Consider the following 26,988-nt stretch of genomic DNA (forward strand, 5'->3'; position numbering starts at 1 on the left):
AAAATAATTAAAATTTTTCTCTTTTTTAATCAATTTAATTAAAAATTTAAACTTAATTAAAATTTTTGTTGTTTATTTTAAACTACAAACATAATTTTGTTTCAAATTAAATGATAAAAAATGTGTGGAATTGTATGTTTGTTTGATGCCAAACAAAAAACCGAAATATTAAGACCTCAGGTTCTTGAAATGTCAAAAAAAATCCGTCACAGAGGTCCGGATTGGAGCGGTGTATTTCAGGACGACAAAGTAGTTTTCTCCCATGAAAGACTTGCTATTGTAGATCCTACTTCAGGAAAACAGCCATTATTTACAAAAGACGGAAAAGTAGTTTTAGCGGTAAACGGAGAAATTTACAATCACAGAGAATTAAAAGAAGAATTTCCTGATTACGAATTCCAGACTCAATCTGATTGTGAAGTCATTTTAGCACTTTACAGAAAATACGGAAAAGATTTTGTTGAAAAATTAAACGGAATTTTCGCTTTCTCTTTATATGATACAGAAAATGATGTTTTCTTAATTGCCCGCGATCATATGGGAATCTGTCCGCTTTATCAGGGTTGGGACAAAAATGGAAACTATTATGTGGCTTCAGAATTAAAAGCCCTGGAAGGAGTTTGCAAAACTATCGAAACATTTTTACCGGGACATCTTGTATACAGCAAAGACGGAAACGAATTACAGCAATGGTACAAAAGAGATTGGGAAAGTTTTGATCATGTAAAAAATAACGAAACTGATATTGATAAAATAAGAAAAGGTCTTGAAGACGCTGTTCACAGACAATTGATGAGTGATGTTCCTTATGGAGTTCTTCTTTCAGGTGGTCTGGATTCTTCTGTAATTTCTGCAATTACTGCAAAATTTGCAAGACAGAGAGTTGAAAGTGGTGACACTCAGGAAGCGTGGTATCCGAGATTGCACAGTTTTGCGGTTGGACTGGAAGGTTCACCGGATCTGGCTGCAGCACAAAAAGCTGCGGAACATATCGGTTCGGTTCACCATGAAGTTAATTTCACGGTTCAGGAAGGCTTGGATGCGGTTCGTGATGTAATTTATCATCTGGAAACTTATGATGTAACAACAGTAAGAGCTTCAACACCGATGTATCTTTTGGCAAGAGTTATTAAATCAATGGGAATTAAAATGGTACTTTCGGGAGAAGGTTCTGATGAGTTATTCGGTGGATACCTGTATTTCCATAAAGCTCCGAACGCGAAAGAATTCCATGATGAAACGGTAAGAAAATTAGGAAAACTTCACCTTTACGATTGTTTGAGAGCCAACAAAGCATTAATGAGCTGGGGAATTGAAGGTCGCGTTCCTTTTTTAGATAAAGAATTTATGGATATTGCCATGACTATCAATCCAAAAGATAAAATGGTACAGGCCAACGAAAGAAAAATTGAAAAATGGGTATTAAGAAAAGCTTTCGAAGATATTCTTCCGGAATCTATTGTCTGGAGACAGAAAGAACAGTTTTCTGACGGAGTTGGATATTCATGGATCGACAATCTAAAAGCTGTTGCCGAAAAAGAAGTGACTGATGAAATGATGGCAAATGCAAAATTCAGATTTCCGTTAAACACTCCTCAAAACAAAGAGGAATACCGTTACAGAACAATTTTCGAAGAACATTTTCCAAGTGAAACTGCAGCCGCGACTGTTCCGTCTGTTCCTTCAGTGGCATGTTCTACCCCAATCGCTCTGGAATGGGATGAAGCCTTCAAAAATATGAATGATCCGAGCGGAAGAGCAGTAAAAGTACACGAAACGTCTTATGACAATTAATGATGAGTTATAAGTTATTAATTATGAGTTTCTTTAAACTAATTTCTAGCCTCTAATTTCTAACTTCTCAAACAAAATTTATCAATCCTGTAGCAATACGGGATTTTCTTTTGAATTAACGATAATAATATTGTGAGATTTTAACTGTTAATCAAAAATAATATCTAATAAATAATTATATTTGGAAAACGAAAATATCAATTATAAAAAAATGAGAAGAAACATTACTATCTTATTTGCTTTATTAGCCATGACTTTTGCTTTCGGACAGGGAAAATATGGTAAATATCTTAGCTCCAAGAAACTTGCTATGGTGTATAAAAATGTAAAAGATGGCGATAAAGACGACTTTTACCAACAATACTACTGGCTGGTAAAAGCTGAGCAACTGAAAACTTATCCTCACCTGAAAGATGTAAAGCCTAAAGTTTTATATGAATTTGTAAAAAAGGTAAATCCTCAGAACCCAACCAAAAAGCTGGATGCAAGAGGAAAAGAATTGAGAGCAACTGCAGAATTATCTCTAAATCAATATTTCAAAAATAAAAATTTGGATAATAATTCTGTGTTAATGTACAATATTGAAACATACGTTGACCCTTCAAAAGGTGAATATTACACAAAAGTTGACCCGGAAAAAATCAAGGAACTGGTTCCGAAAGAGCTTTTCGCTTTCAACTCTAACAACAGAAATAAAGGAGAAGAGAAAACATACTATCTTTGGATTAATAAAGAAAAAGACGATTTCAATATCGTAGACATTATTCCGGAAAAGAAAGAAAACAAAGTTTTCTATGCAAGAGTGAAGCAATATCTTCCAAGCTACAAATTCTCTAAGTATGTTCCTTCAGTGAAAAAAGGTACAAAAACGGACAGAACAGATGCAGACTATTATTACATCATGCCATTTGAACAAAACACTGATAATATCGAGTACAAAACAAAAGATTTCAAAACTTTCGAATTAAGCCAGTACAGAAAAGCCGGTGACGAATGGAAAGGAGTAGAAAAACCTAGAAAATAAATTAAAAAGTCCTGTGAAATTTCACAGGATTTTTTAATTTTATAAAGATTTCGTCATCTAAGGAATAAATATTGCTTTCAACAAATATTCTTATTCTTTGAACCAAAACAAATCTGGATTATTTAATTTCCAGTACTATCACATGTCAGAAGTAATTTCGCAGCCCAATTCAATTAAAAAAATCCTTCCACTGATTCTTGCGACGGCAATTTTCATGCAGATGCTGGATTCTACGATTCTAAACACCTCTCTGCCTTCAATCGCAAGAGATTTACATGAATCTCCGCTCAATATGCAGAATGCGATTATCAGTTATGTTCTTACTTTAGCGGTTTTCATGCCGGCAAGCGGATTTTTAGCGGATAGGTTTGGAACGAAAAAGGTTTTTATTTTCTCTTTGATGCTTTTCAGTTTAGGATCCTTGTTTTGTTCTTTGTCACAAAACCTTACACATCTTGTGATTTCGCGTGTCATTCAGGGAGTTGGAGGAAGTTTAATGACTCCTGTCGGAAAATTGGCATTAATCAAAACTTTCGATAAAAACGAATTATTAAAAGCAATGAATTTCGCCATCATTCCTGCCTTAATCGGACCTGTTCTGGGACCTTTGGTTGGAGGTTATATGGTAGACTATCTTTCCTGGCACTGGATTTTTTTAATAAACATTCCGATTGGGTTTTTGGGAATTGTTTTGGGCTTGAAATATATGCCTAATTACAAATCTACCGCCGTAGATTTTGATTTAAAAGGCTTCCTGATTTTCGCAGCAGCCTCTCTCCTGCTTTCGATTTCTTTGGAACTTTTCGGAGATATGCAGAATACAACTCCCGTTTTGGTTGTTTTCATTTTAGGATTCCTTTTTATGTACTATTATTACAGACATGCAAAAAAAGACGAAAGCCCTATTTTTCCATTAAATTTGTTTCAGGTTCGAACTTTCCGTGTCGGGATTGTCGGAAATCTTGCCACAAGATTAGGAATCAGTTCCGTTCCGTTGTTATTGCCATTAATGATACAGATCGCGTACAAACAATCAGCAGTTACTTCCGGTTGGATTATCGCTCCGATGGCACTTACTGCTATGTTTGGAAAATCTTATGTCATTAAAATTCTGGATAAATTCGGTTACAGACAGACTTTAATGCTCAATACCTTCATCATCGGAACACTGATCTGTCTTTTAGCCATTCCCAATGTTCACTCATCCTTATATTGGTTTGTACCGATTATTGCTATTTTAGGATTTTTCAACTCAATTCAGTTTACATCAATGAATACTATTTCCATTGCCGATCTCAGAAATTTTCAGACCAGCAGCGGAAACTCATTAATATCAGTTAATCAACAGCTTGCCATTGGATTCGGAATTGCTTTCGGATTAATTGTTTTAAAAATATTTGAAAATACCGACCTCATTAAGGGCGAAATTCACAACGCTTTCAGACTTACATTTTTAACGATCGGTGTTCTTACCATCGTTTCAGGACTGGTTTTTCGCAGACTTCACATTTCAGATGGGAAAAATATGAAATCGAAAGAGGATTAAAAGTGATAAATTATAAATTTTTCGGAGCTTTTTCCCGCTTTTCGTTACAATCCTTTCTCATCAACATTCCGTTTCATTCGCTTATTACCACAGATCAATGCGTCTGATTTCAAACTACCTTAAATTTGTTTCATAATACCAACAATATTATGGCAACTAAAAAAGTAGAAATCGTAGTATCTCCAAAGCCTGCTCATTTTGTGGGTGACGGATTTCGGGTTCACAATTTCATTCCGGGAGTTCAGGGATTGGATATGAAAAGAATGGATCCGTTCATTATGCTTGATTATAATTCAAAATTCCATTTCAACGGGACTGATATACCCCGTGGTGTCGGTGTGCATCCTCACAGAGGTTTTGAAACCGTAACGATAGCTTACAAAGGTAAAGTTCAGCACCATGACAGTGCAGGTGGCGGCGGAATTATCGGTGAAGGTGATGTTCAATGGATGACTGCCGCAAAAGGTGTTCTCCACAAAGAATATCATGAGGTTGAATGGGCAAAAGAAGGCGGAATTTTTCAGATGGTTCAGCTTTGGGTGAATCTTCCGTCGGTTTATAAAATGAGCTGTCCAAAATATCAGTCCATCAAAAATTCTGATATGGAAAAAGTGGATCTTGGCGAAAACGGATTTATCGAATTGATCGCAGGAAAGTATAAAGATCAGAAAGGTCCTGCTTTCACTTTCAGTCCGGTAAATATGATGAATGCAAAACTGAAAAAAGGCGGAAAATCAGAATTCGATTTCCCTGCAAATTTCAATACTGCAGCCTTGATCGTTGAAGGAAATATTATCGTAAACGGTGAGGAAAAAGTTCTTACTAATCATTTGGTTCTATTTAAAAATGAAGGCGAAACTTTTACGATTGAAGCCACCGAAGATTCAGTTATTTTAATTATCAGCGGAATGCCTTTAGACGAACCGATTTATCCTCACGGACCTTTTGTAATGAATTCCAGAAAGGAGATTATGCAGGCTTTTGAGGATTATAATTTAGGAAGATTTGGATATTTGGCGGATTAATTTTAATTAAAATCATTATTGAACTATTTCTTTTTCTTAATTTTATATGATTGTGTTTTAAATTATAAAACATCAAGATTCAACACCACCTTTGTCATTCCGTAGGAATCTAGGTTTATTTATCAGAGATTAAATTTTAAATATAATAGCTTAGATTCCCACGGAATGACAGACTAAATGGAAATTTAAAACAATCCAAAAAAACCATGAAACCAGAATTTGAAAACATCCCTTTAATAAACACAGGAAGCAGATTCGAAATAGAATTCAATGGAAGTTCTGCTTTTATAGATTACCGTCAAATGGGAAGCCAGATCGCTTTAAATCACACCGAATCTGATGTATTGATTGCCGGAACAGGTGCAGCTGCGGCGGTTGTTGAGAAAACTTTACATTATATTGAAGATCATCAGAAAAAAGCACTTCCCTTTTGCCCGTACGTTGTATCATTCATCAAAAAAAATCCACAATGGAAACGTGTTGTTGACGAAAGATTTCATGGATATGATCAACTTTAATTTTCATTAAAGCACCCATAAACATTGAAAAAATTGATTACATTAGCTTACATAAAATTTAAAAAACCACTTTACATACCATGTCAAATATCGGACTTATCATTGAAGAAAAATCAGCAGATATAGGAAACTTTTTAGTGGGAAGGTTGTTGCCTTTCCGTGAAAAAAGAGCAGTCGGACCATTCGTTTTTATCGATCATATGGGACCTTCTGAGCTTAAAGATTACCAAAATCTTGACGTTCCGCCACATCCTCACATCGGGCTTTCAACGTTAACGTATCTTCTGGAAGGTTCTATTTTCCATAGAGACAGTATTGGAAGTGCCTTTGAGATAAAACCGGGAGCCGTAAACTGGATGACAGCAGGAAAAGGTGTTGTACATTCGGAAAGAACTCCGGAATATTTGAGACATACAGATAAAAAGCTTCACGGTTTCCAGATTTGGGTGGGGCTTCCAAAACATCTGGAACAGGCTGAACCTACTTTCAGTCATATTGAAGCCGATGAAATTCCTGCTTGGGAAGAAGATGGAATTCACTATAAACTAATTGCAGGCGAAGCTTTTGGTAAAAAATCTCCGGTTCCCGTTCACAGCAAATTGTTTTTTATTGAAATTAAAACCAAAGACGCTAAAAAAATCAGCATTGGAAAAGATCTTTACGGTGAAGCTGCCATGTATGTTTTAGACGGAACAGTTACGACGGACGGAAATTCTTACGGTTCAAAGCAATTAATGATTGCAAAAGAAACCCAACTTTGCGAATTCGATATGAGCGAAAACGGAACGGTGTATCTTTTCGGTGGCGAACCTTTCGATGAAGAACGTTTTATATTCTGGAATTTTGTAAATTCAGACAAAGAATTGATCGAGAAAGCAAAAGTAGATTGGAATGATCAAAATCACGATGCTTTTCCTTTGGTTCCGGGAGATGAAGAAGAATATGTTCCACTTCCAAAAGCGATTTTAAACAGAAAACCTTAAGATATTTAAAAATAAATGATGAAAATATTGGCATTTGCGGGAAGTACTTCTTCCACTTCCATCAACAGAGAACTGGTAAAATTTGTCTTAAAAGACTTTCAGAATGAAGAAATTAATTTAATTGATTTAAATGACTTCGACATGCCTGTTTTCTCAGTTGATCGCGAAAAGAAAGGCTTTCCTGATGAAGCTCATCTCTTTTTGAAAGTCATAGAAGAATGTGATATAATTATTTGTTCACTTGCTGAACACAACAGGTCGTACAGTGCAGCTTTTAAAAATGTTTTTGACTGGGCTTCAAGAATTAACGTAAAAGTTTTCCAAAACAAACCGATGCTTCTGATGTCAACTTCTCCGGGAGGTTATGGTGGTGGAAATGTAATGAATACTGCAAAAACGTTTTTTCCAAATTTCGGAGCTGATATTAAAGACACTTTTTCTCTTCCAAAATTTTACGAAAATTTCGATCTGGAAACAGGAGTCATCAATCCGGATATGCTGAAAGATCTGAAAGATAAGATTGAAAACTTTAAAAGTCAAATTGAAAAATAATGACGAAAGGAAGATTAGAAGCTTTCAGCGATGGTGTTTTAGCCGTTATTATTACTATTATGGTACTTGAACTAAAAGTACCGGAAGGAAGTGATTGGGCTAATTTAAAACCGCTTCTCCCGAAGTTTTTAGCTTATATTTTCAGTTTTATTTATATCGGAATCTATTGGAATAATCATCATCATTTATTTCAGACTGTAAAAAAAGTGAATGGAAGCATTCTTTGGGCAAATCTTCATTTATTGTTTTGGCTTTCATTAATGCCCGCCGCAACAGAATGGATCGGAGACACACATTTCGCAAAAAACCCTGTAAGCATTTATGGTATCGGATTGATTATGAGTGCTGTTGCTTATACCATAATGGAAAATCTGATCATAAAAAATGAAGGTGAAAATTCTACATTAAAAGAGGCTATACATTCTAAATTCAAAGAATACATCTCTATTTTATTTTATGTTTTAGGGTTCTCGACTTCATTTTTTTATCCTTATATTGCCATAGGTTTTTACTACATTGTTGCTCTCATATGGCTGATTCCCGACAAAAGAATTGAAAAATCATTAAAAGAAGATTAATATGGAAACACATGAATATATCAACGGAGAGATCACCGTTATCTGGCAACCTCAAAAGTGTATTCACTCGGCAGTTTGCGTAAAAACTCTTCCAAAAGTTTATAATCCTAAAGAAAGACCTTGGATAAAAGTGGAAAATGCAACGCCTCAGGAACTTAAAAATCAAATCGACTTATGCCCTTCCAGAGCATTAAGCTACAAATTTAACACTGATAAATAATGACGATAACCGTAAAAGCAAGTCTGGGAAAACAAAAATATTACACAGAAGTTGTAGCCGGCGAAAATACTATAATCACCGACGAACCTGTAGATAAAGGTGGACAAAATAAAGGTTTTAATCCTTTTGAAATTCTGGCAACATCTTTGGCAAGCTGTACTGCGGCAACATTAAGAATGTATATCGACAGAAAAGAATGGGATGTTGAAAAAATAAATGTAGAAGTTGAACTTGAAAACTTCCCTCTCACGAAAAGAACTATTTTCATCACCAACATCAGCTTTGAAGGCACAAATCTTGATGATGAACAACTGAAAAGACTTCATACGATTGCAGACGCATGTCCTGTTCATAAAATACTAACAAACGATATCGAAATATTAACCAAATTTTCATAATATGATTGAAGTAAAACAAAACAACGGCGAAAAACACGGAAATTTTGAAGCATTCATAGAAGGAAACCGCGCAGGTTTAATGACTTACACCTGGGCCGGAGAAGAAAGATTCATTATAGACCATACTGAAGTGGAAGAAGCCTACAACGGAAAAGGCGTTGGCAAAGAAATGCTTTTGGCTGCGGTAGATTTTGCAAGAAAAAACGGAAAAACAATTATTCCTCTTTGTCCTTTTGCAAAAGCTACTTTCCAGAAACATGAAGAGCTTCAGGATGTGCTAGTTAATAAGACTCAGGCTTAATTTTAGTTTTCAGATTAAGATTAGGATTAATAAATTAATCTCAGTCTCAGCATTGAAAAAACATAAACCTTTCAGACTAATTCTCTGAAAGGTTTTTCTTTTTCAAGAAACGAAAAAAACTATATTTGTAAAATTTTAATCGAATAAAGTATGTCTCCAGTTATATTATTATCCATCATTATCGTCTATTTTGCATTGCTGCTTTGGGTAGCTTACAGAACTGGAAAAGGCAGCGATAATGAAAGTTTCTTCATCGGAAACCGTAAAAGTAATTGGATGCTTGTTGCTTTCGGAATGATCGGAACTTCGCTTTCGGGTGTGACTTTTGTGAGTGTTCCGGGTGCAGTCGGGAAAGACAGTTTCTCTTATTTACAAATTACTTTAGGCTATCTTATTGGTTATATTGTGGTTGCCTACGTTCTTCTTCCTTTATATTATCGATTAAAATTAACCTCGATCTATGGCTACCTCCAACAAAGGATGGGACAGCTTTCCTATAAATCCGGAGCTTGGATTTTCATTGTTTCAAGATTGGTTGGGGCTACAGCGAGATTATATCTTGTCGTGAATATTCTTCAGATAACGATTTTGGATAGTTTGGGAGTTCCGTTTATTGTGACAACTTTGATTATTTTAGCAATGATCATTCTTTATACATATGAAGGCGGTGTAAAAACCATCGTTTGGACGGATACTTTACAGACTTCCTGTATGCTTTTGGGACTGATTATCTGTACGGTTTATATGCTGAATCACTTAGATTTAAGTGTTGGGCAAAGCTTAACCGCAATGAGCAACAAAGGCTACACCAAAATATTTGAAATGGATTTTAATTCTCCCGGATTTTTCATTAAACAAATTCTTGCCGGAGCATTTATTACCATTACCATGACAGGAATTGATCAGGAAATGATGCAGAAAAGTCTTTCTGTAACGAAGCTGAAAGATTCTCAGAAAAACATGGTAACGCTTGGCTTTATTTTATTGGGGGTAATTTCTCTGTTCCTATATATGGGTGGACTTTTATATCTTTTTGGAGAAAGTCAGGGAGGTCATTTGACAGAAGTTATTAAAGACGGAATTCCTAAAAAAGAATTTTTAATAAACGGAAAAGATATTTTCGGGGACAAAATTTTCCCTGAAGTTGCTTTAAATCATATGCCCGGATTTATTTCCATCATCTTTATAATTGCTTTGATTTCGGCTTTATTTCCAAGTGCAGATGGCGCGATGACGGCTTTAACTTCTTCTTTATGTATCGATATTTTCGGGATGAAGGAAAAGAAAGATTGGGACGATAAGAAAAAGGAAAAATTCAGGAAAAACACCCACTTAATTGTTGCATTTTCTTTCTTGATAATGGTGGTTATCTTTAAGCTTATTAATGATAATTCCATGATCGGATTAATCTTAAAAATGGCTGGATTTACTTATGGACCGCTTTTAGGACTTTTTGCTTTTGGAATTTTCACTAAATATAAAGTTCAGGATAAACTGGTTCCTTACGTTTGTATCGCAGCACCAATTATTTCTTATTTTATTGATAAATATCAAGCTACTATTTTCGGAGATTTCAAAATCGGATTGGAATTATTGATTATTAACGGATTGCTGACATTCTTTGGACTTTGGCTTATTAGAAAGAAATAGTTTTTAATTTTTTGTTCAAGGATTTTCATCCTGTTTGTCATTCAAAGCGAAACAAAGTGAAGTGAGGAATTTTTATTTAAGACTAAAAAAAGAATTACGATATACAGATTCCTACGGAATGACAAAAATTCTATTCAATTGACTTTAACCAAAAACATTTAAACCTAAATATTAAAACCATGAAAAAAATTATTCAATTACTCTTAGTTCTATTTGCTGTAAGTCTTATTTCTGCTCAGGAATTTGAAATTTCAACGTTGAGAATTGGTCCGTACAAAATGTTCATGAAAAATGATGAAGCGGATAAATTGGGTACAAAACTAAAGCAGACTGATTACGAATTAAAAAATGTTATTAAATACAACGGAGAAACAATTTTAATCGGAACATCTGCAGATTACGATGATAAAGGAAAAGAAAACGGAAAAATAATCATTCAGGCCCTTTCTACAAAAAGCAAAAAATTTAAAACAAAAAGCGGAATCGGGGTCGGAAGCACAAAAGATGAAGTAATTAATGCTTATAAAAATTATCCAAGTTACAGCGCTTATCCGAGTTATGACGACAAGGGAAAAATTCAGAAAAATACAAGCAATTTTGTTTTAAATGATCTGGATGCCGGAACAACACTTAATTTCACCCTTGTAAATAATATCGTTACAGAAATGTTGATTTTCATCAACGAAGGCTGCTAAAACATTCAAAAATAATTATATAATTCAAAATCCGGATATAAAACCCGGATTTTTGTATTTCCATAAGCCGGTAAAAAATTGTAAATTCGCATGCATATAAATCTTAAATAATGAGCAAAAGTATCGAAGAGCTAAAATCTCTCACTACGCAAATCAGAAGAGACATTTTAAGAATGGTTCATGCTGTAAATTCTGGTCACCCAGGTGGAAGTTTAGGTTGTACTGAATTTTTCACAGCCCTTTACGGAAAGGTGATGAACTACAGTCTTCCTTTCACGATGGAAGGTAAAAATCAAGACCATTTCTACCTTTCAAACGGACATATTTCGCCTGTATTCTATTCCACTTTGGCTAGATTTGGCTTTTTCCCTGTGGAAGAATTGAGTACTTTCAGAAAATTAAATTCTAGATTGCAGGGTCACCCTACAACCCATGAAGGTCTTCCGGGAATCAGAGTAGCTTCAGGTTCTTTAGGACAAGGTCTTTCTGTAGCTTTAGGTGCGGCTCAAGGTAAAAAATTAGACGGAGACAGCTCTTTGGTATATACTTTACATGGAGATGGAGAATTGCAGGAAGGTCAAAATTGGGAGGCGTTCATGTATGCTTCTGCTAAAAAAGTGGATAATATCATTTCTACAATTGATTATAACGGACAACAAATCGACGGAAGCACCAATAATGTACTTTCATTAGGAAATCTTCATGCAAAATTGGAAGCTTTCGGATGGACTGTTCTGGAAGAGAAAAACGGAAACGATCTTGAAGCGGTAATTGCAATCCTTGAGAGAGCAAAAACTGAAACAGGAAAAGAGAAACCGGTTGTCATCATCCTTCATACAGAAATGGGCTACGGTGTAGATTATATGATGGGTTCTCACGCTTGGCACGGAAAAGCTCCTAACGATGAGCAATTGGATACTGCCTTCAAACAATTATATTTAGAAGCTCCTGCTGATTATTAATTATAAATAATTGGTAATAAGTAATCCTTAATTAATAATTAGAACAAAAATGAAATTTACATATACAGAAAAGAAAGATACACGTTCAGGATTCGGAGCCGGATTAGCTGAATTGGCAGATAAAAACCCTAATGTTGTAGCTCTTTGCGCAGACCTTATCGGTTCTTTGAAAATGGAGAAATTCATTGAAAAAGCTCCGGAAAGATTCTTCCAGGTCGGTATTGCAGAAGCAAATATGATCGGTCTTGCGGCAGGTCTTAGCATCACAGGGAAAATTCCTTTCACGGGAACTTTTGCCAACTTTTCTACTTCAAGAGTTTATGACCAAATCCGTCAGTCTGTTGCTTATTCCAACAAAAACGTTAAAATCTGTGCTTCTCACGCAGGTCTTACTTTAGGAGAAGATGGTGCAACTCACCAGGTTTTGGAAGATATCGGTATGATGAAAATGCTTCCTGGAATGACTGTAATCAATACTTGTGACTACAACCAGACTAAAGCTGCAACTCTTGCAATTGCAGACTTTGAAGGTCCTGTTTATCTTAGATTCGGAAGACCTGTAGTTCCTGTTTTCATCCCTGAAGATATGCCTTTCGAGATCGGAAAAGGAATTATGCTTCAGGAAGGTACTGATGTAACGATTGTTGCAACCGGTCACCTTGTTTGGGAATCTCTTGTAGCTGCAGATGAGCTTGAAAAAGAAGGTATTTCTTGTGAAGTGATCAACATCCATACAATTAAACCTCTGGACGAAGAAATCATCTTAAAATCAGTTGAAAAAACAGGAAAAATCGTAACTGCAGAAGAACACAACTACCTTGGAGGTTTAGGTGAATCAATTGCAGGAATGCTGGCAAGAAAAAGACCGACCAGACAGGAATTTGTTGCTGTAAATGATACTTTCGGAGAATCTGCAACACCAGCTGAATTGATGAAGAAATATAAAATTGATTCTACTGCCGTGAAAGAAGCGGTGAAGAGAATTTTAGAGAAATAATCTATTTTACATATAGATTAAAGAGTCCGTTCACTAGTTGTGAAACGGACTCTTTTTATTTTTTTAATGTCTTAGCAAAAAATGATTTAAAATTAAAAAAGATAGCAGAACTCATCTTTAATTTCTGAACAGATTCTTATTACTGATTGAACAATTGTAATAAATATTCCAGAAATACGTTTTTTTAATAAAACTAAAGTCCTATTCCAATAGCTTAATGTAGTATTTTCCAATAAATTCATCTGAAAATAACTCATAAAACTTTATAATGATTATTAATAACATTTCTACGCACTCTCTCAAGGATATAACTGACAAGAAAATTAGTATTAACATGATTATTGGCAAGGCTGATAATGACGAATTGTATGGGAAATCAGCACATCGTAGAGATGACCATTATTTATTTATTTTTCAAAAAAATGGAAGAAGCAAAATCATTGTAGATTTTAAAGAAATTGAATTGATTGGAAATGTAATCATGTGTATTTTGCCGGGGCAGATTCATCTTGCTTCTGCTATTGATAATAAAACTGAAGCGTGGCTGATAACAATAGACACAAGTATTATCAATGATGAATATAGAACAATTTTTGAAGATAATTATTTTTTTTACGAACCCATTACGCTGGAAACATCAGAAACTACTTTACTTAACCAGTGTATTCAATTAATTTTATCGACACAAGAAAACACGAAATCAAATTTAATTCCTAATGTTGCCTATTCATTAATCGATGCCTGCATAGGCATTTTTGCCTCTGCCTATAATCAAATTGAAAACAATACACCTTCTCTGGCAAGAAAACTTATTATAACTAAAGAGTTTAAACGATTACTTTTACAAAATATAAAAACACATAAAAGTTCAGCCGCTTTTGCAAAAATTCTAAATATCACACCTGCATATCTCAACGAAGCCATAAAATCTACTACCGGTTTTACCGTCAGTTTTTGGATACGACAGACTATAATCACGGAGGCAAAAAGGTATCTTTATGCCACCAATATTACGGTTAAAGAAATCGCTTACCTTTTAGGGTTTGAAGATCATGCCTATTTCAACCGCTACTTTTCTAAGATAGAAGGAAAAGCACCACTGCAGTTCAGAACAAGTTACCGCAAATAATCCAATATCTGTCGTAAGTTATCCATTTCCAAAACTAAAGGTACAGCATACTTTTGTAGAAAAAAGAAATGTTGCATCAATTTGTTTTTATTATAGGAATTTGTTTTTGCTTATGGATTTTATATCGATTATTTAATTTTATTTACCCGTACATAAAACCTTCAGGTCTTAAAAAATATTTACAGCCTGGTACTTATGCTCTTATAACAGGTTCAACAGATGGTATTGGCAAAGCCATTGCCTTAGAACTTTCTCATAGAGGTTTTAATATTATTCTGCACGGTAGAAATGTTAACAAATTAAAGTTGGTCGAAGATGAAATCAAAGCAATAAATGCCAATTGCCGGATCATTAGTCTTTTACAAGACGGAAGCAAAAATTCTCAACTTAATATTTCATCAATCAAAAATTTACCTATATCTGTTTTGATAAATAATGTAGGTGTCGGTCCAATTGATGAACTTATTAATTTTACCAATGAAGAAATTGAAGAAACCATACGGCTTAACACCATATTTCCCTCAAAACTTACCCGAGATCTATTGCCACAATTAAGCGAACAATCACTCATTTTAAATGTATCATCTTACGCGGGATTATTTCCGCCACCATATTTAGCAGTTTATGCAGGTACAAAAGCTTATAACAATGCATTTTCTGTTTCACTTGCCCGAGAAATTGACGATATAGAGATAATATCATTAATCACCGGGAGTGTAAATACCGGAACAAACAGAAAGCCTGTATCTTTTATGCGGCCAGATGCAACTACTTATGCAAAATCGGTTTTAAAAATTGTTGGCTGCGGACGAAAAAGTATTATGCCCTACTGGCCTCACGCCATTCAGACTTTTGTCATTTCCCTGCTTCCCGAAAGACTTATTGATAAAGCTACGAAGAATGCGATCAGAAAAGAGCTGGAATCAAATAGTCATTAAACAGGATTATAATTTTCTGTTGAAATATCGCAGCTTTCTATTACTACACAAATTAGTAAAAATACTAGATATGAACCTAAAAAATTTTAAAGAGCTGACAGAACAGATCAATCTTGAGTGTTTTTATCTGACTACATCTCAACAAGAAGAGAAGGTAATTCAGCTGATAGATTTGCATCATTTTATAGACTGCCATAATCATAGCATTGAAGTTATTAATTACCTACACCATTCGATTAATATCATTAAAGATAACGGCATAAAGAAAGGAATACTATTCTATGATTTAAGACAATCTTTACCGGTAAACTTACCAGACTCGGCAGTTTTTAAAGAGCACCATCACTTAGAGGAACTCTGGTTCGTTTTTGTAGAAGAAAATTACATCTCTGATTTTATCCGGCATACTGATTTTGTATTTGAGAATGATATTGAACTTTTGTATGATAAAATATTCATCTTTCATTTTTTCCAATCTGTTATTTACAACTTAAAATAAACTATGAAAATTTTAAAAACCATCTTTGTACCTCTGGCAATTTTACCTTTAAACAATTTAGTATCAGCACAGAAAAAAGACAGTATTCCAAAAAATGTAGTCGCTTTTATTACTGACAAATTTCCTCAAACAAGAGATCTGAATGTTGAATTTACCCAACTTATGCCTTACAAATTCTCTCCGCAATTACGCAGCGAAAACCTTCCTGAAAATAAGATCAAAAACTTCCAGCAAATCAACGCAAGTACCAATATCTATTTCATCAAAGGTCAAAAGTGGATGTTAAGTTCGAATCTAAATTATAAATTTACACACATTAATCCAGAAAATGAAATTTCAATATTTCCTGGACAGCAATACAGAGAACAGGATTTTCATTATCATTCAGAGTCTTTGAGCCTTACTCACTTTTCAAAAGTATTCAATAAACTGGCTGTGTTTTCTGCAACAGCTTCAGTTGACGGAAGTGACCAGCATTTTGAAAGGTTCCGCGGAATGCTCACAGCAAGTGTAGTTTTAAAAGCCACCGCCAATACAAAAATGTCAGTGGGCTTAGCTTTAATGATTGATCCCAGTATTCAAATTCCTGTATTACCCGTTTTTACCTATGAACATACATTTAGTAACGAATGGGTTGCCGATATCATTTTACCAAGAAAAATTCTAATGAGGAAAAATATTTTTCAATCTGGAAGATTATCTCTAGGAGCTGAATTAAATGATTCGAGTTTCTATCTTTATCCTGATGAAAACCGCTATGAATACAGACAGATAGAAATTAATTCCGGAGCAGCTTATGAACATACTCTAGGAGAAAATTTAATAGGAACTCTGAAAATAGGGCTTCGTGCAGCACCAAGATCAAGAATTTTTGAAAAGCGGGAAACTTTCAATAATTTTATTTTCGAAGCCAATACAAAACCTGCCCTTTATTTTAATATTGGGATATCATACAATCCTTTTACAAAACTGAAAAACAATTAAATATAAGTTTAAAATTTTTTATTAAGTATAAAATAAAAGGTATTATAAGCAAATTTTCAGAAAGAGATAGACTTTATTATTTTATTTAAAAAACTTCCATTTCGGAATAATCGCCAACATCCCAAAACCTGTAAAAAGGAAAAGGTTTGTCACGTCTGTATAAAGGAAGGTTGACAGATAATAATTGTGCATAAAGAAATGCAAAACCAATAATGCCGGAAAAGAAAAAATCCCAATTTTTCTGTAAAAAAACATAAGAATTAAACTCACTACCATTAATGCATCGATCGCGAAAATAGCGAAGGAATACCACTCAGGAATATTAAGATATTCATGCTGTAAATATTCATCCAGATCGATCCCGAATCCCATGATCGTAAACAATAATAATGCTGCAAAAGCCAGAATAAATCCCCATCCTTTCTTCGGATCTTCGTCAAAATAGCTGTATTCTTCCATAGGTACAAAAATAAAGAACTTATGAGAGATTTCATAAGTTCTTTTATATAATTCGTTTAAAATTTGATTATATAGAGATCGCGTTGATCAGTCTGTTTTTGTCGCTTAGGTATTCTTCCATAGAAATCATACTTTCAGTTCTCATTACATCCTGAATATCATCAATTTGATAGATTATTCTCTTAGCATCCTCTGTATTTTTAGCTCTTACTTTACAGAAAATATTGTATTTTCCTGAAATAACACTTGCTTCAATCACGTTAGGAATACTTGTCAGCTCTTTCAGAACTTCCTGAGTTCTGTTAGATTTTGTCAATAAAATCCCGATGAAGGCAGTGAAGTGATAGTCCAGCTTTCCGTAATCGATATTAAGAGATGATCCCAAAATAATACCTGCATCCTCCATCTTTTTCACTCTTACGTGAATTGTTCCAGCAGATACATCCATCTGTTTTGCAATTTCAGTAAAAGGCATTCTTGTGTTTTCTACTAAGAAATCAAGAATTTTCTTGTCTATTTCGTCCAGTTGATAGTTCATATTAGTTAAATTACAATTTTCTTAAAAAAACCATGTATTTTTTGCAAATTTATGAAAAATTATTTAACTAAAAAAATAATATCAAACATTAACAATAATTAACACAGATGATAAAAATCATTAAAAATTTACGGCTATTTAGCTTCAGATTTTGTAGAATCTGTTTTTATTGCAGTTTGCGCAGCAGGTTGTTTTTTATCTTTTTTCTTCTTTTTGAATAAAGAATTGAAACTCTTACTCCAAACAATACCACCTCCATACGCTTGATTTGCAGTTCCGTTTGATCCGGCTCCATTTACCATTCCGATGTTGGAAGGCTTTGAATATCCCCTCAAAATAAGGCTTCCGTCGTTTTTCTTCGAAATATCGTACTCTATTGTTCCTTCTCCGGAAAGATAATTGGTCTCTGTATTTTCAGTTTTAGTTAAAGGAATTCCTAATCCTGTTTTCACTTTAATTCTTGGTGAAAGGGCAAAACTTACCCCTGCATTTGCTCTGTCTCCTGTGTTGGAATATTGATCTCCTTTCACATAATTAAGGTCAATCTGGAACTCGTTACTCATTGTATTAAGAACCGAACCTAACTGTTTTAACAACATATTATAACCCGAAGATTCCGCTACGCCTGCAACATCTACATCTACTCCACCCGTATTGGAAACGTTAAAACTGCTTAACAACAATACCGAACCAAACTGAAGAACCTTTTCTCCTTCCTGACTCATTTTCGCTGCTAAAGTTTCTTTAACCTGACTGGAAACATCCAAAGCAGTAACATTAAGATCAACCTTTGGATCGATAAGAGATTGGGTAATATTTGCCTGAAGCAAAATACTAATCGGCTGAATACTTCCCATATTCAGATATTCTCCCGCGTTGGAAACCATTCTTACATAATTGGCAGTAATATCCAAAGCTGGTTTCATCGCGTCACCATCCCAACGGATACTGCTTCCTTTCTCAATCTGGAACGTTTTATTCAGGATAGCTTTAGAAATAAATGTACCATTGTCTACTCTATACGTTCCGTTCATGGCAATATTTCCTTGTCTGTTCATCTGGAAACGCAGTTTTTCCGCTGCACCTTTTACCATGATACTTCCGACATCATCACCAATTAAAACATTTACAGTAGTTGCCTTATCAACATCCAGAGAAAAATCGATATTCATATTTGCTCCGGATTTTTTCTTGTCTTCAAGAGTTACCAATCCGTCTTTTCCTTCTTTTAAGAACCTCAGCATTTTAAATTCTTCCACATTAGATGTAGAGCCGGAATTGAATGTAAAGGTACTTCCGCTTAAAGCTTTCATATTCGGAGTCGATATACTTAAACCTGAAACAGGTCCGTCGACATACAAATCACCCTGTCCGTAAACTCTTCCCCAGAAAAGATCATAGTCTTTCTGAGTGGTGTTCAGCATTAGTAAATTATCTGCTCTCATTACAAGGTTGACCCCCATCGAAGAAAGTGTTTCAAACTGAACTGCCCCGGAAATATTTCCTTTAGAATTCGTTCTACCGTCATGAACTTCAACATTGTTTAAAATTGCCAAACCTTTTGTAAGAGGGATTACTGTATCGTCGAAAGAATAATCTACTCCCGTAAATAAAAGTTTTAATCCAAAGCCCTTCAAAGCAATATCTCCGCTATAATCCAGATTGCTGAATTTTCCTGCAATTTTAAGATCTCCTGTTGCTTTTCCTCGTAAATTTCCAAAAACAGTCGTTACAAACTGCTGAGCAAAAGCGACATCAAAATCTCTCATTTCAGCCGTAAGATCAATCGTTGGCGAAGAAGTATTATTATTAACTGTTCCGGTTACATGAAGACTGTTATTTCCAAGTACGCCGGCAGAATTTACTTTTACATCGACATCATATACATTTAAAGAATACCCATTGGTTGCAGAAATTGTGATATCTCCCATATCATTTCCATTCATCATGATATCGTCGATCGTCATGTCGACCAAAGGCTGGAGCGTATTTTTATCCATCTTGATTTTCACACTTCCGTTGGCAAGACCTTTAATATTCATTGCATTTCCTCCAGCCTGCATTTCAAGCAGTTTTTCGATGGCAAAATTGTCAACTTCGGCATCAACGTAAAAATCTTTAGCCGATTTAAACTGAGCTTCCTTCACAAACAAAGCACTGTTATCAGAATAAACTCGCAGATTCCGGATATCAAAATCTCCTTCTTTTTTTCGATAAGTAATTGAATGATTAAGTTCCGGACTTGTATCGATCGCCCAGGTTACATCATTAAACTTCACTTCTGTCGGCTCAAATCTGAAAACAAAATCTCCTCCCGCATTCGTTGACTGATTGACATTGATCGCATATTCTTTCAGATTATCATCCACTTCATCTTCAGGACTTCCGTGTTTGAATTTCGTAGCTAAATGAAGGATTGTATTATTTTCGTTTCTTCCGCTTAAGGTAATGTCTTTAAGAACATTTTTGTTGTATAAAACCCTATTAATTTTAGCAAAAATCTGCTCATCAAGATTTGCGGTATTAATTCTCACCATCATACTGTCGACCATTGCGCTGTCTCTGGTGATATTATCTCTTTCATTAATTTTATACGCAGGATTTGCAGCTGCCAATGCTTTATCGGCTTCTGTGATTTCCTGTTTTTTGATCATGATATATTTTAATGACGCTGCATCGAGATTCAAAATTAAATTATTAGAATTTCCGTCGTACTGACCTTCAACTTTTGCACCCTGTGGGATTTTCAGATCCGGTAAAAAATAACTTACCAAACCTTGCTGAACATCAAAATTCATCGCAAAATTCTGACCTCTGTATAATTTTCTAGGAGCTGGGCCGACTAATATTTTATTCAATCCGTTTTCAACCATTCCGGCAAGATCTCCAAGATTGTATCTCCCTGAAATTTTTCCGTTTACAGCTCCCGGAGCGTCTACATCAATGACACGACCTCCGTTTTCAATGAAAGTTTTCACCTTAGCATTCGGAATGATATATTTTTGAGTCGCCGTTGCAAAGTTGATATTATTCGCTTCAACATCCAATGTCAGATCATTAATGGAAGACATCGACATTTTCCCATTCACCTTTCCGCTTACAATCTGGTTTCCGGGTTTATCGGTAAAATAATTCATGTTTAGATAATTAACGTCAGCATCCACATTCATAGAGATTCTTGAAGTACTGAAATCAATTAAACCCTTTATCGTAGCTTTTGCCTGCTCGTCGTTAACAGTAATTAATCCGTTATATTTTTTATGATCTAATAATCCGTCGAGATAAAGATTATTGATCTCTTTATTCATAATTTCGACACTTGTGATCTGAGATTTCGTGGTCAGTTTCATAGTATTGACATCGAAGCTCTGACCATTGATATCGAACCTTCCGGAAATTAAACCAACCGATTTATTTTTAGTAATCACTGAGGTATTTAAATCTTTAACCTCAGCAATTCCTACATATTTCGGCATTGCGGTACTATAATCTGTTAATGAAAATTTTGTGATTTTTGCCTGGCCGATTCCTGTCATTAAATTTCCACTTGCAACATACACTCGATTCGAATTCACACTTGCCGTTCCATTATATTTAAGCTTTCCGAAATCATCAGCAAAATTCTTCATCTTTTTAGAGATAAAAGAAGGCATCATTGCTTTCAGATCTTTATAAGTAAAATCTGCTGAAAGATCATTAGTTTCAATTAAAAACTTCCCACCTTTAAGCAGCTTATTCACTTTCATTGTTTTGGTGGCAATATTCACATCGGGATTTCTGATCAGGAAATTTTCAAGCTTAAAATCATTTAATGGGCCTGTCATTTTTCCCGCAATGTTAAATGGTATAAAATTATCCCAATTGGTTACAAAATAGCTGATATCATAACCACTCAACTGACTTCCCTGTTTAATATTCATTTCCCATTTCACTTTGTCTGCAAAATCAGCCCAAGATCCGTCATCATGAAGATTAAATTTAATATCACCCTGTAAAAGTGAATGATCTGTATTTAAAGTCAAATCCTTTAATGCAAGAAAATCTTTTGTCATCGATAATTCCGTAGAAAAAGTATCTACAAAATGAGATTTCCCCCATCTTTTGGTAGTGAATGACATATTATTAATTAAAGCAGAAATATTACGTCCGTTGACTTTAACATTTGGTGCTTTAAGATTAAAATTTGTTGCAGTAAGCCATTTTCCGGCTTCTCCGGGAGAATTGAGATTGATAATAGAAACCTTAGAATCGAGAATCTGTAACCTTGAATTCAACTGAAAAGGCGGCTTGCTCGGATCCTTTTTTTTCCCGCTATCGAATAATTGTGTAAAACGGATAAAATTTGAAATACTGTCACCTTTATAGGTAATGACTTTTACATCGGCGTTTTTTAAAGTAAGAGAATTAAAACTTAGAGAATTGTTCTTTCCTATATTTGTTGCCAAAGAAAACCAATCTGAGTTTGCGATAAATTCTTTAGACTGAATAAAATCAAAACCTTTGTAATCTTTTATTTTTAAGCCTTTAATTTTTACGTTTCCGAAGAAATTTACCTCAACACTTTCCGTTGACATTTGTGCTTTGAAGTCTTTATTGACAATTTGTAAAGCCTGATCTGCAGCCCATTGTTTCGTTACAGGAAGATTAATAATGATAAAAACGGCAGCAACAAGACCAACTCCCAGCCAAAAAAGAATCAATAAAAGTCTTGCCCACCAGGAATAACTTGTAACGTCTTTTACAGCCTGTTTCCCAAACTCTTCTGCCGTTTGTACGGGATGATGAATCGCATCTGATGCCAATTCAGATGCTTCTTTAACTGTTTCCTTTACAACTCCTTCCGCATTTTCAACAGCTTTCTGTACCTGATCACCTAAGTTTCCAGCTACTGATTTTTTGTTCTCATTCTCGTTATTATTCTCTAACTTTGCCATTATTATGAGCGACTCTATAATTTTAGGTATTGAATCGTCTTGCGACGACACATCAGCAGCTATCATCAAGGGAAATTCTATTTTGTCGAACATCGCTGCAAATCAGGCAATCCATAAAGAATATGGCGGTGTTGTTCCTGAGCTTGCGTCGCGTGCGCATCAGCAAAATATCATCCCCGTTGTTGAAAAATCTCTAACTAAAGCAAATATACAACAAAATGCAATTTCAGCTATAGGATTTACACGTGGACCCGGACTTTTAGGTTCGCTTCTTGTGGGAACGTCATTTGCTAAATCTTTGGCAATGAGTCTGGATGTTCCTTTAATCGAAGTAAACCACTTACAGGCGCACATTTTAGCACATTTTATTGAGGATGCAAATCCTATGCCGCCCAAATTTCCGTTTTTGTGCCTTACTGTGAGCGGCGGTCACACGATGATCGTTCTGGTAAAGGATTATTTCGATATGGAAATTATCGGAAAAACGATTGATGATGCCGCAGGAGAAGCATTTGACAAGATCGGAAAAATCTTTAATCTGGATTATCCGGCGGGCCCGATTATCGACAGATTGTCAAAAGAAGGAAATCCGGATTCATATAAATTTAATAAACCGAAACTAGAGAATTACGATTATTCCTTCAGCGGAATCAAGACTTCTGTATTATATTTTATACAAAAAGAAGTTAAAAAAGACACTTATTTTATTAAAAATAATTTAAATGATCTTTGTGCATCTGTCCAGAAAACTATCATTGAAATTCTGATGAATAAACTGGAAAAAGCGGCAAAAGATTTGGATATTAAAGAAGTCGCAATCGCAGGCGGGGTTTCTGCCAATTCAGCTTTAAGACGGGCAATGCAGGACAACCATGAAAAACTGGGCTGGAATATCTACATCCCGAAATTTGAGTACACAACCGATAATGCCGCAATGATTGCCATGGTGGCTCAATTAAAATTTGAGAGAGGAGAATTTACCGATCTCAGAACTTCTGCAACTGCAAAATACGATTTATGAAAATTCTTTTGGAAGAAAAAATACTTGGAACGCATTCTAAGAAAAACTCGAAATATTATTGGGTTTTGGAAACCATTACAGGAAAAAATGAAGTGACAGAACAATCTGAAGATGAAGATTATTTAATGATAAGTTCGGAAATTGGATATGTTCAAAATATAAAGGAAGAAATTATCGAGAAAATCAATTCAGAAAATGTTTTTAGTTTTGCTTACGAACCCAAAGAAGGAGATTATTTATCCATCAAAAATAATTTAAGAAAAAACGAATATTTGAATTTAATTTTTATGAATAATAAGTGGATTGAAGAAATTTACGTATGCTCATACAGAGATTGTGAAGGCGATATTTATACCACGATAAAAACCGGTGTGGCATTTTTAAGCGATAATGAAATTACGTTTTAATAATCACTTATAAATAAAATTCAGGCAGATTCTAAATATCAATATATGAAACTTTTTTTTGGCGAAATCAATAACGGAAAAGTAATAATTAATGACGAAGAACAACAGCATATCGTAAAAGTTCTTCGGATGAAAAATGGTGAAGAAATTTATGTGACGGATGGTAAAGGAAATCTGGCATCCGGAAATTTGTTAATTGAAGGCAAAAAAGCCGTTATTGAAGTCTCTACTATTAAAACGGACTATCCTGATTTCAATCCAAAGCTTCATATTGCGATTGCTCCGACGAAAAATATCGACCGTATCGAGTTTTTTGTAGAGAAGGCCGTAGAAATGGGAATTTCTGAAATTACAATTTTACAGACTGAAAAAACAGAACGTAAAAATATTAATATTGATAAGTTAAGAAAACAGGCAATTGCCGCTTCAAAACAAAGCTTGAGGTTTCATTTTCCCGTAATAAATGATTCAATAAAATTACAGGATTTTCTAAAAAACAGTAATCCTGAAAATACTTTTGTGGCTCATTGCCATGAGAATTTGGAGAGAATTGAGCTTAAAAAGATCCCTCAATTAGAAAATATTACATTTTTAATAGGCCCTGAAGGTGATTTTTCGGAGAAAGAAATAAAGTATTTGTCAGAAAATAACATAAAAGCTGTCTCACTGGGAAGTCAAAGGCTTAGAACCGAAACCGCAGGAATCTTCGTTGCAGCATGGAATTACTTAACTTAAAATTAATCACAAATATTTGAATATTTTAGTGTGTTTTCAATGCATTTGAAAATATAACTAAAAAATCATGAGGAATATTTATTTTTAGCTTTTTTACGTTTCAGTCTTTTTTTTCACAGCTCGATAATACGCACTACTTACAGCCAATTATTTTCGGAGCTTATGGTGCGACAGCAGCCACCATTACTGAAGAGTACGTCTATTTGTCTACCCCTTCAGCCACCGACATTACTGTTGCGATAAGAAGAGCAGACGAAACTACAATTCCAAGAATTTCTGTTACCAATATTAGCGCCGGAACTACTATACTGCCCAAGTTGACTTTGAAAAAGAATCTGTCGAAGGTAGTGGATTAGTAGATTTCCCTGCGGGAACCACAAAAGGAATCATACTTCCTCAAGTAACAGACAATGCAGCGATGACAGACGCTTCAGAAGGAACTTTTGTTTTTGACGGAGCAACTTCAAAAGTAAAATACTACGCCGGCACAGCTTGGGTAGAACTTACAGGTCAACCGGGTGTTTCAAAAACATTGTTAGCCGGAGCAGAACAAGACAGAACCGCAGGAATTGTAATCGGAGATTCGAATACTACAACTAAAGATGTTTTAGTCTTAGAATCTACCAATAAAGCACTGATTTTACCGAAAATAACAGATCCTGCCACCAATGTAAAATCTCCAAGCGCAGGTATGATGTGTTATGATCCTGTTACAAAGCTGGTTTGTTTCTACAACGGAACGGATTGGTCTTTCTGGGGAGGTATTGAATAAAAATATTGGTGAAATTAAATAAAAAAAGGAAGACTAGATATTTTTAACCTTCCTTTTTATTTATTAATTTTAAATACAACGGATAAAAAATATGGTAAGGAAACAGAGTTATTAAAACAAAATTCTTAGCATCCTGAAAATTTGCCAATACAAAAAAATCTGTGTAACAATGGAAAATATATAAGAAAATCATGATGAAAGTAAGATATTTCCTGTTAAAAGCACCTAAAAAACTTGAAGCCTGGGCTACAATTCCGGTTACTGTAATGAGTATCCAAAAGTTTTCATAAGCATAAACATTCAGCATCCAATCTGGAACTTTGATGTCTGCCATCCAATAATTATCAAGCGTATTGATTTTTGCAGCATTTTTATCAAGCCAGGTAATTTTTTCAGTTCCTTTAATTACATTTTTAGCGATCCCTAAAAACTTGGAAATTCCAGCCAAACTGTAGGTAGACAATATCCCGAGATAGAAATATTGTACCCATTTAAAATCATTTTCTTTATTAAGATTTTTTGGAAGTAAAAAGATCGCCATGAAAAATCCTATGATTACCAGATGATTATTATGACCCACACTGAAATTAAGCGAAATAGGAAAATTGACGATTGCAATTAATATAAAAATTAAAAAATTGAGAATATAATTCTGTTTAAATAGCGTGATAATTAAAAGTAAAGCACAAATCAATAAAATACTTCCGTACAACATTTCGCCCGGATATTCGGGGAAAATAAACCGCTGAATTGTAAGAAAAGGTTCATAAATTTCTTTCGGCCACCGACTGATTCTTCTGAACGCCAAATATTGCATCAACAACCAGTACAACCCAAAAATACGCATCGCATAATACGTGATTTTATAATTGAAGACAGTAAGTTCCTTGTATCTCATTACAGTTTGGTTATCAATGTTTTTTTAATTTTAAAAGACGCTTTCCCCAAATCCCGCGGATTAAAACTTTCTTTATAAAGGATAAGATTTTTATACTCCGGTCTGTAACTTTTCATGAAAATTTTCATCTTGCGAACGCTGTTTTCTCTGTCTTCGTTTTTATCTATTTTTTTGCCGTAAAAACCTGTAACCAACGCCAGATTATTTTCGTCGTAAATATCTGTTGCCTGATAAAGAACCCTTACCGTATCGTTTCCGGCAATTCTGTACAATCTGTATTGCTCTTCAAATTTATCGCTCCCACTCGGACTTGTAAACAATTTCCAACTGAAAAAAGGATAAATTTCTTTTCCACCTTTATCAATCACATACAACGACACAAAAGACAAAAACAGGGAAATGAAGAAAAGATATTGGGTGTATTTCTGCAT

General features: G+C 34.6%; 28 protein-coding genes. 23 read left to right on the forward strand and 5 right to left on the reverse strand.

Annotated elements, in window-relative coordinates:
- The first annotated feature begins 120 nt into the window (after positions 1–120).
- The 19 genes from asnB to ABD745_RS10800 all read left to right on the forward strand — a co-directional run bounded on the left by asnB (position 121) and on the right by ABD745_RS10800 (position 16,793).
- The gene (gene asnB, locus ABD745_RS10710; RefSeq protein WP_344829081.1) at positions 121–1,794 is read left to right on the forward strand and encodes an asparagine synthase B; all 1,674 of its coding nucleotides are present in this window, start codon (positions 121–123) and stop codon (positions 1,792–1,794) included.
- 211 nt (positions 1,795–2,005) lie between these two features.
- On the forward strand, positions 2,006–2,818 hold the full coding sequence (locus ABD745_RS10715; protein ID WP_344829083.1) for a hypothetical protein: 813 nt from the start codon (positions 2,006–2,008) through the stop codon (positions 2,816–2,818).
- Between the two features lie 142 nt (positions 2,819–2,960).
- Positions 2,961–4,364: an MFS transporter gene (locus ABD745_RS10720; protein WP_344829085.1), complete on the forward strand. Its 1,404-nt coding sequence runs from the start codon at positions 2,961–2,963 to the stop codon at positions 4,362–4,364.
- A gap of 149 nt (positions 4,365–4,513) precedes the next feature.
- Entirely contained in the window at positions 4,514–5,389 is an 876-nt protein-coding gene (locus tag ABD745_RS10725) for a pirin family protein (RefSeq protein ID WP_344829087.1), read from the forward strand.
- A gap of 206 nt (positions 5,390–5,595) precedes the next feature.
- On the forward strand, positions 5,596–5,907 hold the full coding sequence (locus ABD745_RS10730) for a GNAT family N-acetyltransferase (RefSeq protein WP_344829089.1): 312 nt from the start codon (positions 5,596–5,598) through the stop codon (positions 5,905–5,907).
- 80 nt (positions 5,908–5,987) lie between these two features.
- Positions 5,988–6,890, forward strand: coding sequence for a pirin family protein (locus ABD745_RS10735; RefSeq protein ID WP_344829091.1), 903 nt, complete (start codon positions 5,988–5,990; stop codon positions 6,888–6,890).
- An 18-nt stretch (positions 6,891–6,908) separates the two neighbouring features.
- Positions 6,909–7,442, forward strand: a complete 534-nt coding sequence (locus tag ABD745_RS10740) for an NADPH-dependent FMN reductase (RefSeq protein ID WP_344830062.1) — start codon at positions 6,909–6,911, stop codon at positions 7,440–7,442.
- On the forward strand, positions 7,442–8,020 hold the full coding sequence (locus ABD745_RS10745; RefSeq protein WP_344829093.1) for a TMEM175 family protein: 579 nt from the start codon (positions 7,442–7,444) through the stop codon (positions 8,018–8,020). The genes ABD745_RS10740 and ABD745_RS10745 overlap by 1 nt, the downstream gene beginning before the upstream one ends.
- Position 8,021: 1 nt before the next feature.
- On the forward strand, positions 8,022–8,240 hold the full coding sequence (locus ABD745_RS10750; RefSeq protein WP_047397684.1) for a (4Fe-4S)-binding protein: 219 nt from the start codon (positions 8,022–8,024) through the stop codon (positions 8,238–8,240).
- Entirely contained in the window at positions 8,240–8,638 is a 399-nt protein-coding gene (locus tag ABD745_RS10755; RefSeq protein ID WP_344829096.1) for an OsmC family protein, read from the forward strand. Before ABD745_RS10750 ends, ABD745_RS10755 begins: the two co-directional genes overlap by 1 nt.
- A gap of 1 nt (position 8,639) precedes the next feature.
- Positions 8,640–8,939: a GNAT family N-acetyltransferase gene (locus ABD745_RS10760; RefSeq protein WP_344829098.1), complete on the forward strand. Its 300-nt coding sequence runs from the start codon at positions 8,640–8,642 to the stop codon at positions 8,937–8,939.
- Between the two features lie 150 nt (positions 8,940–9,089).
- On the forward strand, positions 9,090–10,589 hold the full coding sequence (locus ABD745_RS10765) for a sodium:solute symporter (protein ID WP_344829099.1): 1,500 nt from the start codon (positions 9,090–9,092) through the stop codon (positions 10,587–10,589).
- 179 nt (positions 10,590–10,768) lie between these two features.
- Positions 10,769–11,284 carry a hypothetical protein gene (locus tag ABD745_RS10770; protein ID WP_344829101.1) on the forward strand — a complete coding sequence of 172 codons (516 nt, stop codon included), beginning with the start codon at positions 10,769–10,771 and terminating at the stop codon, positions 11,282–11,284.
- Positions 11,285–11,394: 110 nt separating this feature from the next.
- The gene (locus ABD745_RS10775; RefSeq protein ID WP_344829103.1) at positions 11,395–12,246 is read left to right on the forward strand and encodes a transketolase; all 852 of its coding nucleotides are present in this window, start codon (positions 11,395–11,397) and stop codon (positions 12,244–12,246) included.
- 49 nt (positions 12,247–12,295) lie between these two features.
- Positions 12,296–13,243: a transketolase family protein gene (locus ABD745_RS10780; protein ID WP_344829105.1), complete on the forward strand. Its 948-nt coding sequence runs from the start codon at positions 12,296–12,298 to the stop codon at positions 13,241–13,243.
- Between the two features lie 268 nt (positions 13,244–13,511).
- Complete coding sequence (locus ABD745_RS10785; RefSeq protein ID WP_344829107.1) at positions 13,512–14,372, forward strand: helix-turn-helix domain-containing protein; 861 nt, start codon at positions 13,512–13,514, stop codon at positions 14,370–14,372.
- A 68-nt stretch (positions 14,373–14,440) separates the two neighbouring features.
- Positions 14,441–15,310, forward strand: a complete 870-nt coding sequence (locus ABD745_RS10790) for an SDR family NAD(P)-dependent oxidoreductase (RefSeq protein ID WP_344829109.1) — start codon at positions 14,441–14,443, stop codon at positions 15,308–15,310.
- Positions 15,311–15,380: 70 nt separating this feature from the next.
- The gene (locus tag ABD745_RS10795) at positions 15,381–15,809 is read left to right on the forward strand and encodes a hypothetical protein (protein WP_344829111.1); all 429 of its coding nucleotides are present in this window, start codon (positions 15,381–15,383) and stop codon (positions 15,807–15,809) included.
- Between the two features lie 3 nt (positions 15,810–15,812).
- Positions 15,813–16,793, forward strand: a complete 981-nt coding sequence (locus tag ABD745_RS10800) for a DUF6268 family outer membrane beta-barrel protein (RefSeq protein WP_344829113.1) — start codon at positions 15,813–15,815, stop codon at positions 16,791–16,793.
- A gap of 81 nt (positions 16,794–16,874) precedes the next feature.
- Here ABD745_RS10800 and ABD745_RS10805 read toward each other — a convergent pair whose 3' ends face one another.
- From ABD745_RS10805 to ABD745_RS10815, 3 genes are all read right to left on the reverse strand, one after another.
- Positions 16,875–17,252: a hypothetical protein gene (locus tag ABD745_RS10805; RefSeq protein WP_344829115.1), complete on the reverse strand. Its 378-nt coding sequence runs from the start codon at positions 17,250–17,252 to the stop codon at positions 16,875–16,877.
- Positions 17,253–17,319: 67 nt separating this feature from the next.
- The gene (locus ABD745_RS10810) at positions 17,320–17,790 is read right to left on the reverse strand and encodes an Lrp/AsnC family transcriptional regulator (protein WP_042723244.1); all 471 of its coding nucleotides are present in this window, start codon (positions 17,788–17,790) and stop codon (positions 17,320–17,322) included.
- Positions 17,791–17,924: 134 nt separating this feature from the next.
- Complete coding sequence (locus tag ABD745_RS10815) at positions 17,925–22,724, reverse strand: translocation/assembly module TamB (protein WP_344829118.1); 4,800 nt, start codon at positions 22,722–22,724, stop codon at positions 17,925–17,927.
- 4 nt (positions 22,725–22,728) lie between these two features.
- On the opposite strand from ABD745_RS10815, the gene tsaD reads away from it, so the two are divergent.
- The 4 genes from tsaD to ABD745_RS10835 all read left to right on the forward strand — a co-directional run bounded on the left by tsaD (position 22,729) and on the right by ABD745_RS10835 (position 25,659).
- Complete coding sequence (gene tsaD / locus ABD745_RS10820; protein ID WP_344829120.1) at positions 22,729–23,745, forward strand: tRNA (adenosine(37)-N6)-threonylcarbamoyltransferase complex transferase subunit TsaD; 1,017 nt, start codon at positions 22,729–22,731, stop codon at positions 23,743–23,745.
- Entirely contained in the window at positions 23,742–24,152 is a 411-nt protein-coding gene (locus ABD745_RS10825; protein WP_344829122.1) for a hypothetical protein, read from the forward strand. Before tsaD ends, ABD745_RS10825 begins: the two co-directional genes overlap by 4 nt.
- A 45-nt stretch (positions 24,153–24,197) precedes the next feature.
- Positions 24,198–24,887 carry an RsmE family RNA methyltransferase gene (locus ABD745_RS10830; RefSeq protein WP_344829124.1) on the forward strand — a complete coding sequence of 230 codons (690 nt, stop codon included), beginning with the start codon at positions 24,198–24,200 and terminating at the stop codon, positions 24,885–24,887.
- A gap of 418 nt (positions 24,888–25,305) precedes the next feature.
- Positions 25,306–25,659, forward strand: coding sequence for a hypothetical protein (locus tag ABD745_RS10835; protein WP_344829126.1), 354 nt, complete (start codon positions 25,306–25,308; stop codon positions 25,657–25,659).
- A gap of 43 nt (positions 25,660–25,702) precedes the next feature.
- Here ABD745_RS10835 and ABD745_RS10840 read toward each other — a convergent pair whose 3' ends face one another.
- Both ABD745_RS10840 and ABD745_RS10845 read right to left on the reverse strand, forming a co-directional pair.
- Positions 25,703–26,557 carry a hypothetical protein gene (locus ABD745_RS10840; RefSeq protein WP_344829128.1) on the reverse strand — a complete coding sequence of 285 codons (855 nt, stop codon included), beginning with the start codon at positions 26,555–26,557 and terminating at the stop codon, positions 25,703–25,705.
- A complete protein-coding gene (locus tag ABD745_RS10845) occupies positions 26,557–26,988 on the reverse strand; it encodes a hypothetical protein (RefSeq protein WP_344829130.1) in 432 nt (143 codons plus the stop codon). Before ABD745_RS10845 ends, ABD745_RS10840 begins: the two co-directional genes overlap by 1 nt.

Origin of the sequence: Chryseobacterium ginsenosidimutans (assembly GCF_039536845.1) — a bacterium.
Lineage (GTDB): Bacteria > Bacteroidota > Bacteroidia > Flavobacteriales > Weeksellaceae > Chryseobacterium > Chryseobacterium ginsenosidimutans_B.

What these genes read in the sequence shown, in the direction of transcription:
- ABD745_RS10735 (WP_344829091.1), top strand. Translation starts at nt 5,988, where the DNA reads ATGTCAAATATCGGACTTATCATTGAAGAAAAATCAGCAGATATAGGA.
- ABD745_RS10840 (WP_344829128.1), bottom strand. Translation starts at nt 26,557, where the DNA reads ATGAGATACAAGGAACTTACTGTCTTCAATTATAAAATCACGTATTAT.
- ABD745_RS10745 (WP_344829093.1), top strand. Translation starts at nt 7,442, where the DNA reads ATGACGAAAGGAAGATTAGAAGCTTTCAGCGATGGTGTTTTAGCCGTT.
- tsaD (WP_344829120.1), top strand. Translation starts at nt 22,729, where the DNA reads ATGAGCGACTCTATAATTTTAGGTATTGAATCGTCTTGCGACGACACA.
- ABD745_RS10730 (WP_344829089.1), top strand. Translation starts at nt 5,596, where the DNA reads ATGAAACCAGAATTTGAAAACATCCCTTTAATAAACACAGGAAGCAGA.
- ABD745_RS10790 (WP_344829109.1), top strand. Translation starts at nt 14,441, where the DNA reads ATGTTGCATCAATTTGTTTTTATTATAGGAATTTGTTTTTGCTTATGG.
- ABD745_RS10795 (WP_344829111.1), top strand. Translation starts at nt 15,381, where the DNA reads ATGAACCTAAAAAATTTTAAAGAGCTGACAGAACAGATCAATCTTGAG.
- ABD745_RS10740 (WP_344830062.1), top strand. Translation starts at nt 6,909, where the DNA reads ATGAAAATATTGGCATTTGCGGGAAGTACTTCTTCCACTTCCATCAAC.
- ABD745_RS10810 (WP_042723244.1), bottom strand. Translation starts at nt 17,790, where the DNA reads ATGAACTATCAACTGGACGAAATAGACAAGAAAATTCTTGATTTCTTA.
- ABD745_RS10775 (WP_344829103.1), top strand. Translation starts at nt 11,395, where the DNA reads ATGAGCAAAAGTATCGAAGAGCTAAAATCTCTCACTACGCAAATCAGA.
- ABD745_RS10760 (WP_344829098.1), top strand. Translation starts at nt 8,640, where the DNA reads ATGATTGAAGTAAAACAAAACAACGGCGAAAAACACGGAAATTTTGAA.
- asnB (WP_344829081.1), top strand. Translation starts at nt 121, where the DNA reads ATGTGTGGAATTGTATGTTTGTTTGATGCCAAACAAAAAACCGAAATA.
- ABD745_RS10765 (WP_344829099.1), top strand. Translation starts at nt 9,090, where the DNA reads ATGTCTCCAGTTATATTATTATCCATCATTATCGTCTATTTTGCATTG.
- ABD745_RS10815 (WP_344829118.1), bottom strand. Translation starts at nt 22,724, where the DNA reads ATGGCAAAGTTAGAGAATAATAACGAGAATGAGAACAAAAAATCAGTA.
- ABD745_RS10750 (WP_047397684.1), top strand. Translation starts at nt 8,022, where the DNA reads ATGGAAACACATGAATATATCAACGGAGAGATCACCGTTATCTGGCAA.
- ABD745_RS10720 (WP_344829085.1), top strand. Translation starts at nt 2,961, where the DNA reads ATGTCAGAAGTAATTTCGCAGCCCAATTCAATTAAAAAAATCCTTCCA.
- ABD745_RS10770 (WP_344829101.1), top strand. Translation starts at nt 10,769, where the DNA reads ATGAAAAAAATTATTCAATTACTCTTAGTTCTATTTGCTGTAAGTCTT.
- ABD745_RS10715 (WP_344829083.1), top strand. Translation starts at nt 2,006, where the DNA reads ATGAGAAGAAACATTACTATCTTATTTGCTTTATTAGCCATGACTTTT.
- ABD745_RS10805 (WP_344829115.1), bottom strand. Translation starts at nt 17,252, where the DNA reads ATGGAAGAATACAGCTATTTTGACGAAGATCCGAAGAAAGGATGGGGA.
- ABD745_RS10800 (WP_344829113.1), top strand. Translation starts at nt 15,813, where the DNA reads ATGAAAATTTTAAAAACCATCTTTGTACCTCTGGCAATTTTACCTTTA.
- ABD745_RS10755 (WP_344829096.1), top strand. Translation starts at nt 8,240, where the DNA reads ATGACGATAACCGTAAAAGCAAGTCTGGGAAAACAAAAATATTACACA.
- ABD745_RS10845 (WP_344829130.1), bottom strand. Translation starts at nt 26,988, where the DNA reads ATGCAGAAATACACCCAATATCTTTTCTTCATTTCCCTGTTTTTGTCT.
- ABD745_RS10725 (WP_344829087.1), top strand. Translation starts at nt 4,514, where the DNA reads ATGGCAACTAAAAAAGTAGAAATCGTAGTATCTCCAAAGCCTGCTCAT.
- ABD745_RS10835 (WP_344829126.1), top strand. Translation starts at nt 25,306, where the DNA reads ATGACAGACGCTTCAGAAGGAACTTTTGTTTTTGACGGAGCAACTTCA.
- ABD745_RS10785 (WP_344829107.1), top strand. Translation starts at nt 13,512, where the DNA reads ATGATTATTAATAACATTTCTACGCACTCTCTCAAGGATATAACTGAC.
- ABD745_RS10825 (WP_344829122.1), top strand. Translation starts at nt 23,742, where the DNA reads ATGAAAATTCTTTTGGAAGAAAAAATACTTGGAACGCATTCTAAGAAA.
- ABD745_RS10830 (WP_344829124.1), top strand. Translation starts at nt 24,198, where the DNA reads ATGAAACTTTTTTTTGGCGAAATCAATAACGGAAAAGTAATAATTAAT.
- ABD745_RS10780 (WP_344829105.1), top strand. Translation starts at nt 12,296, where the DNA reads ATGAAATTTACATATACAGAAAAGAAAGATACACGTTCAGGATTCGGA.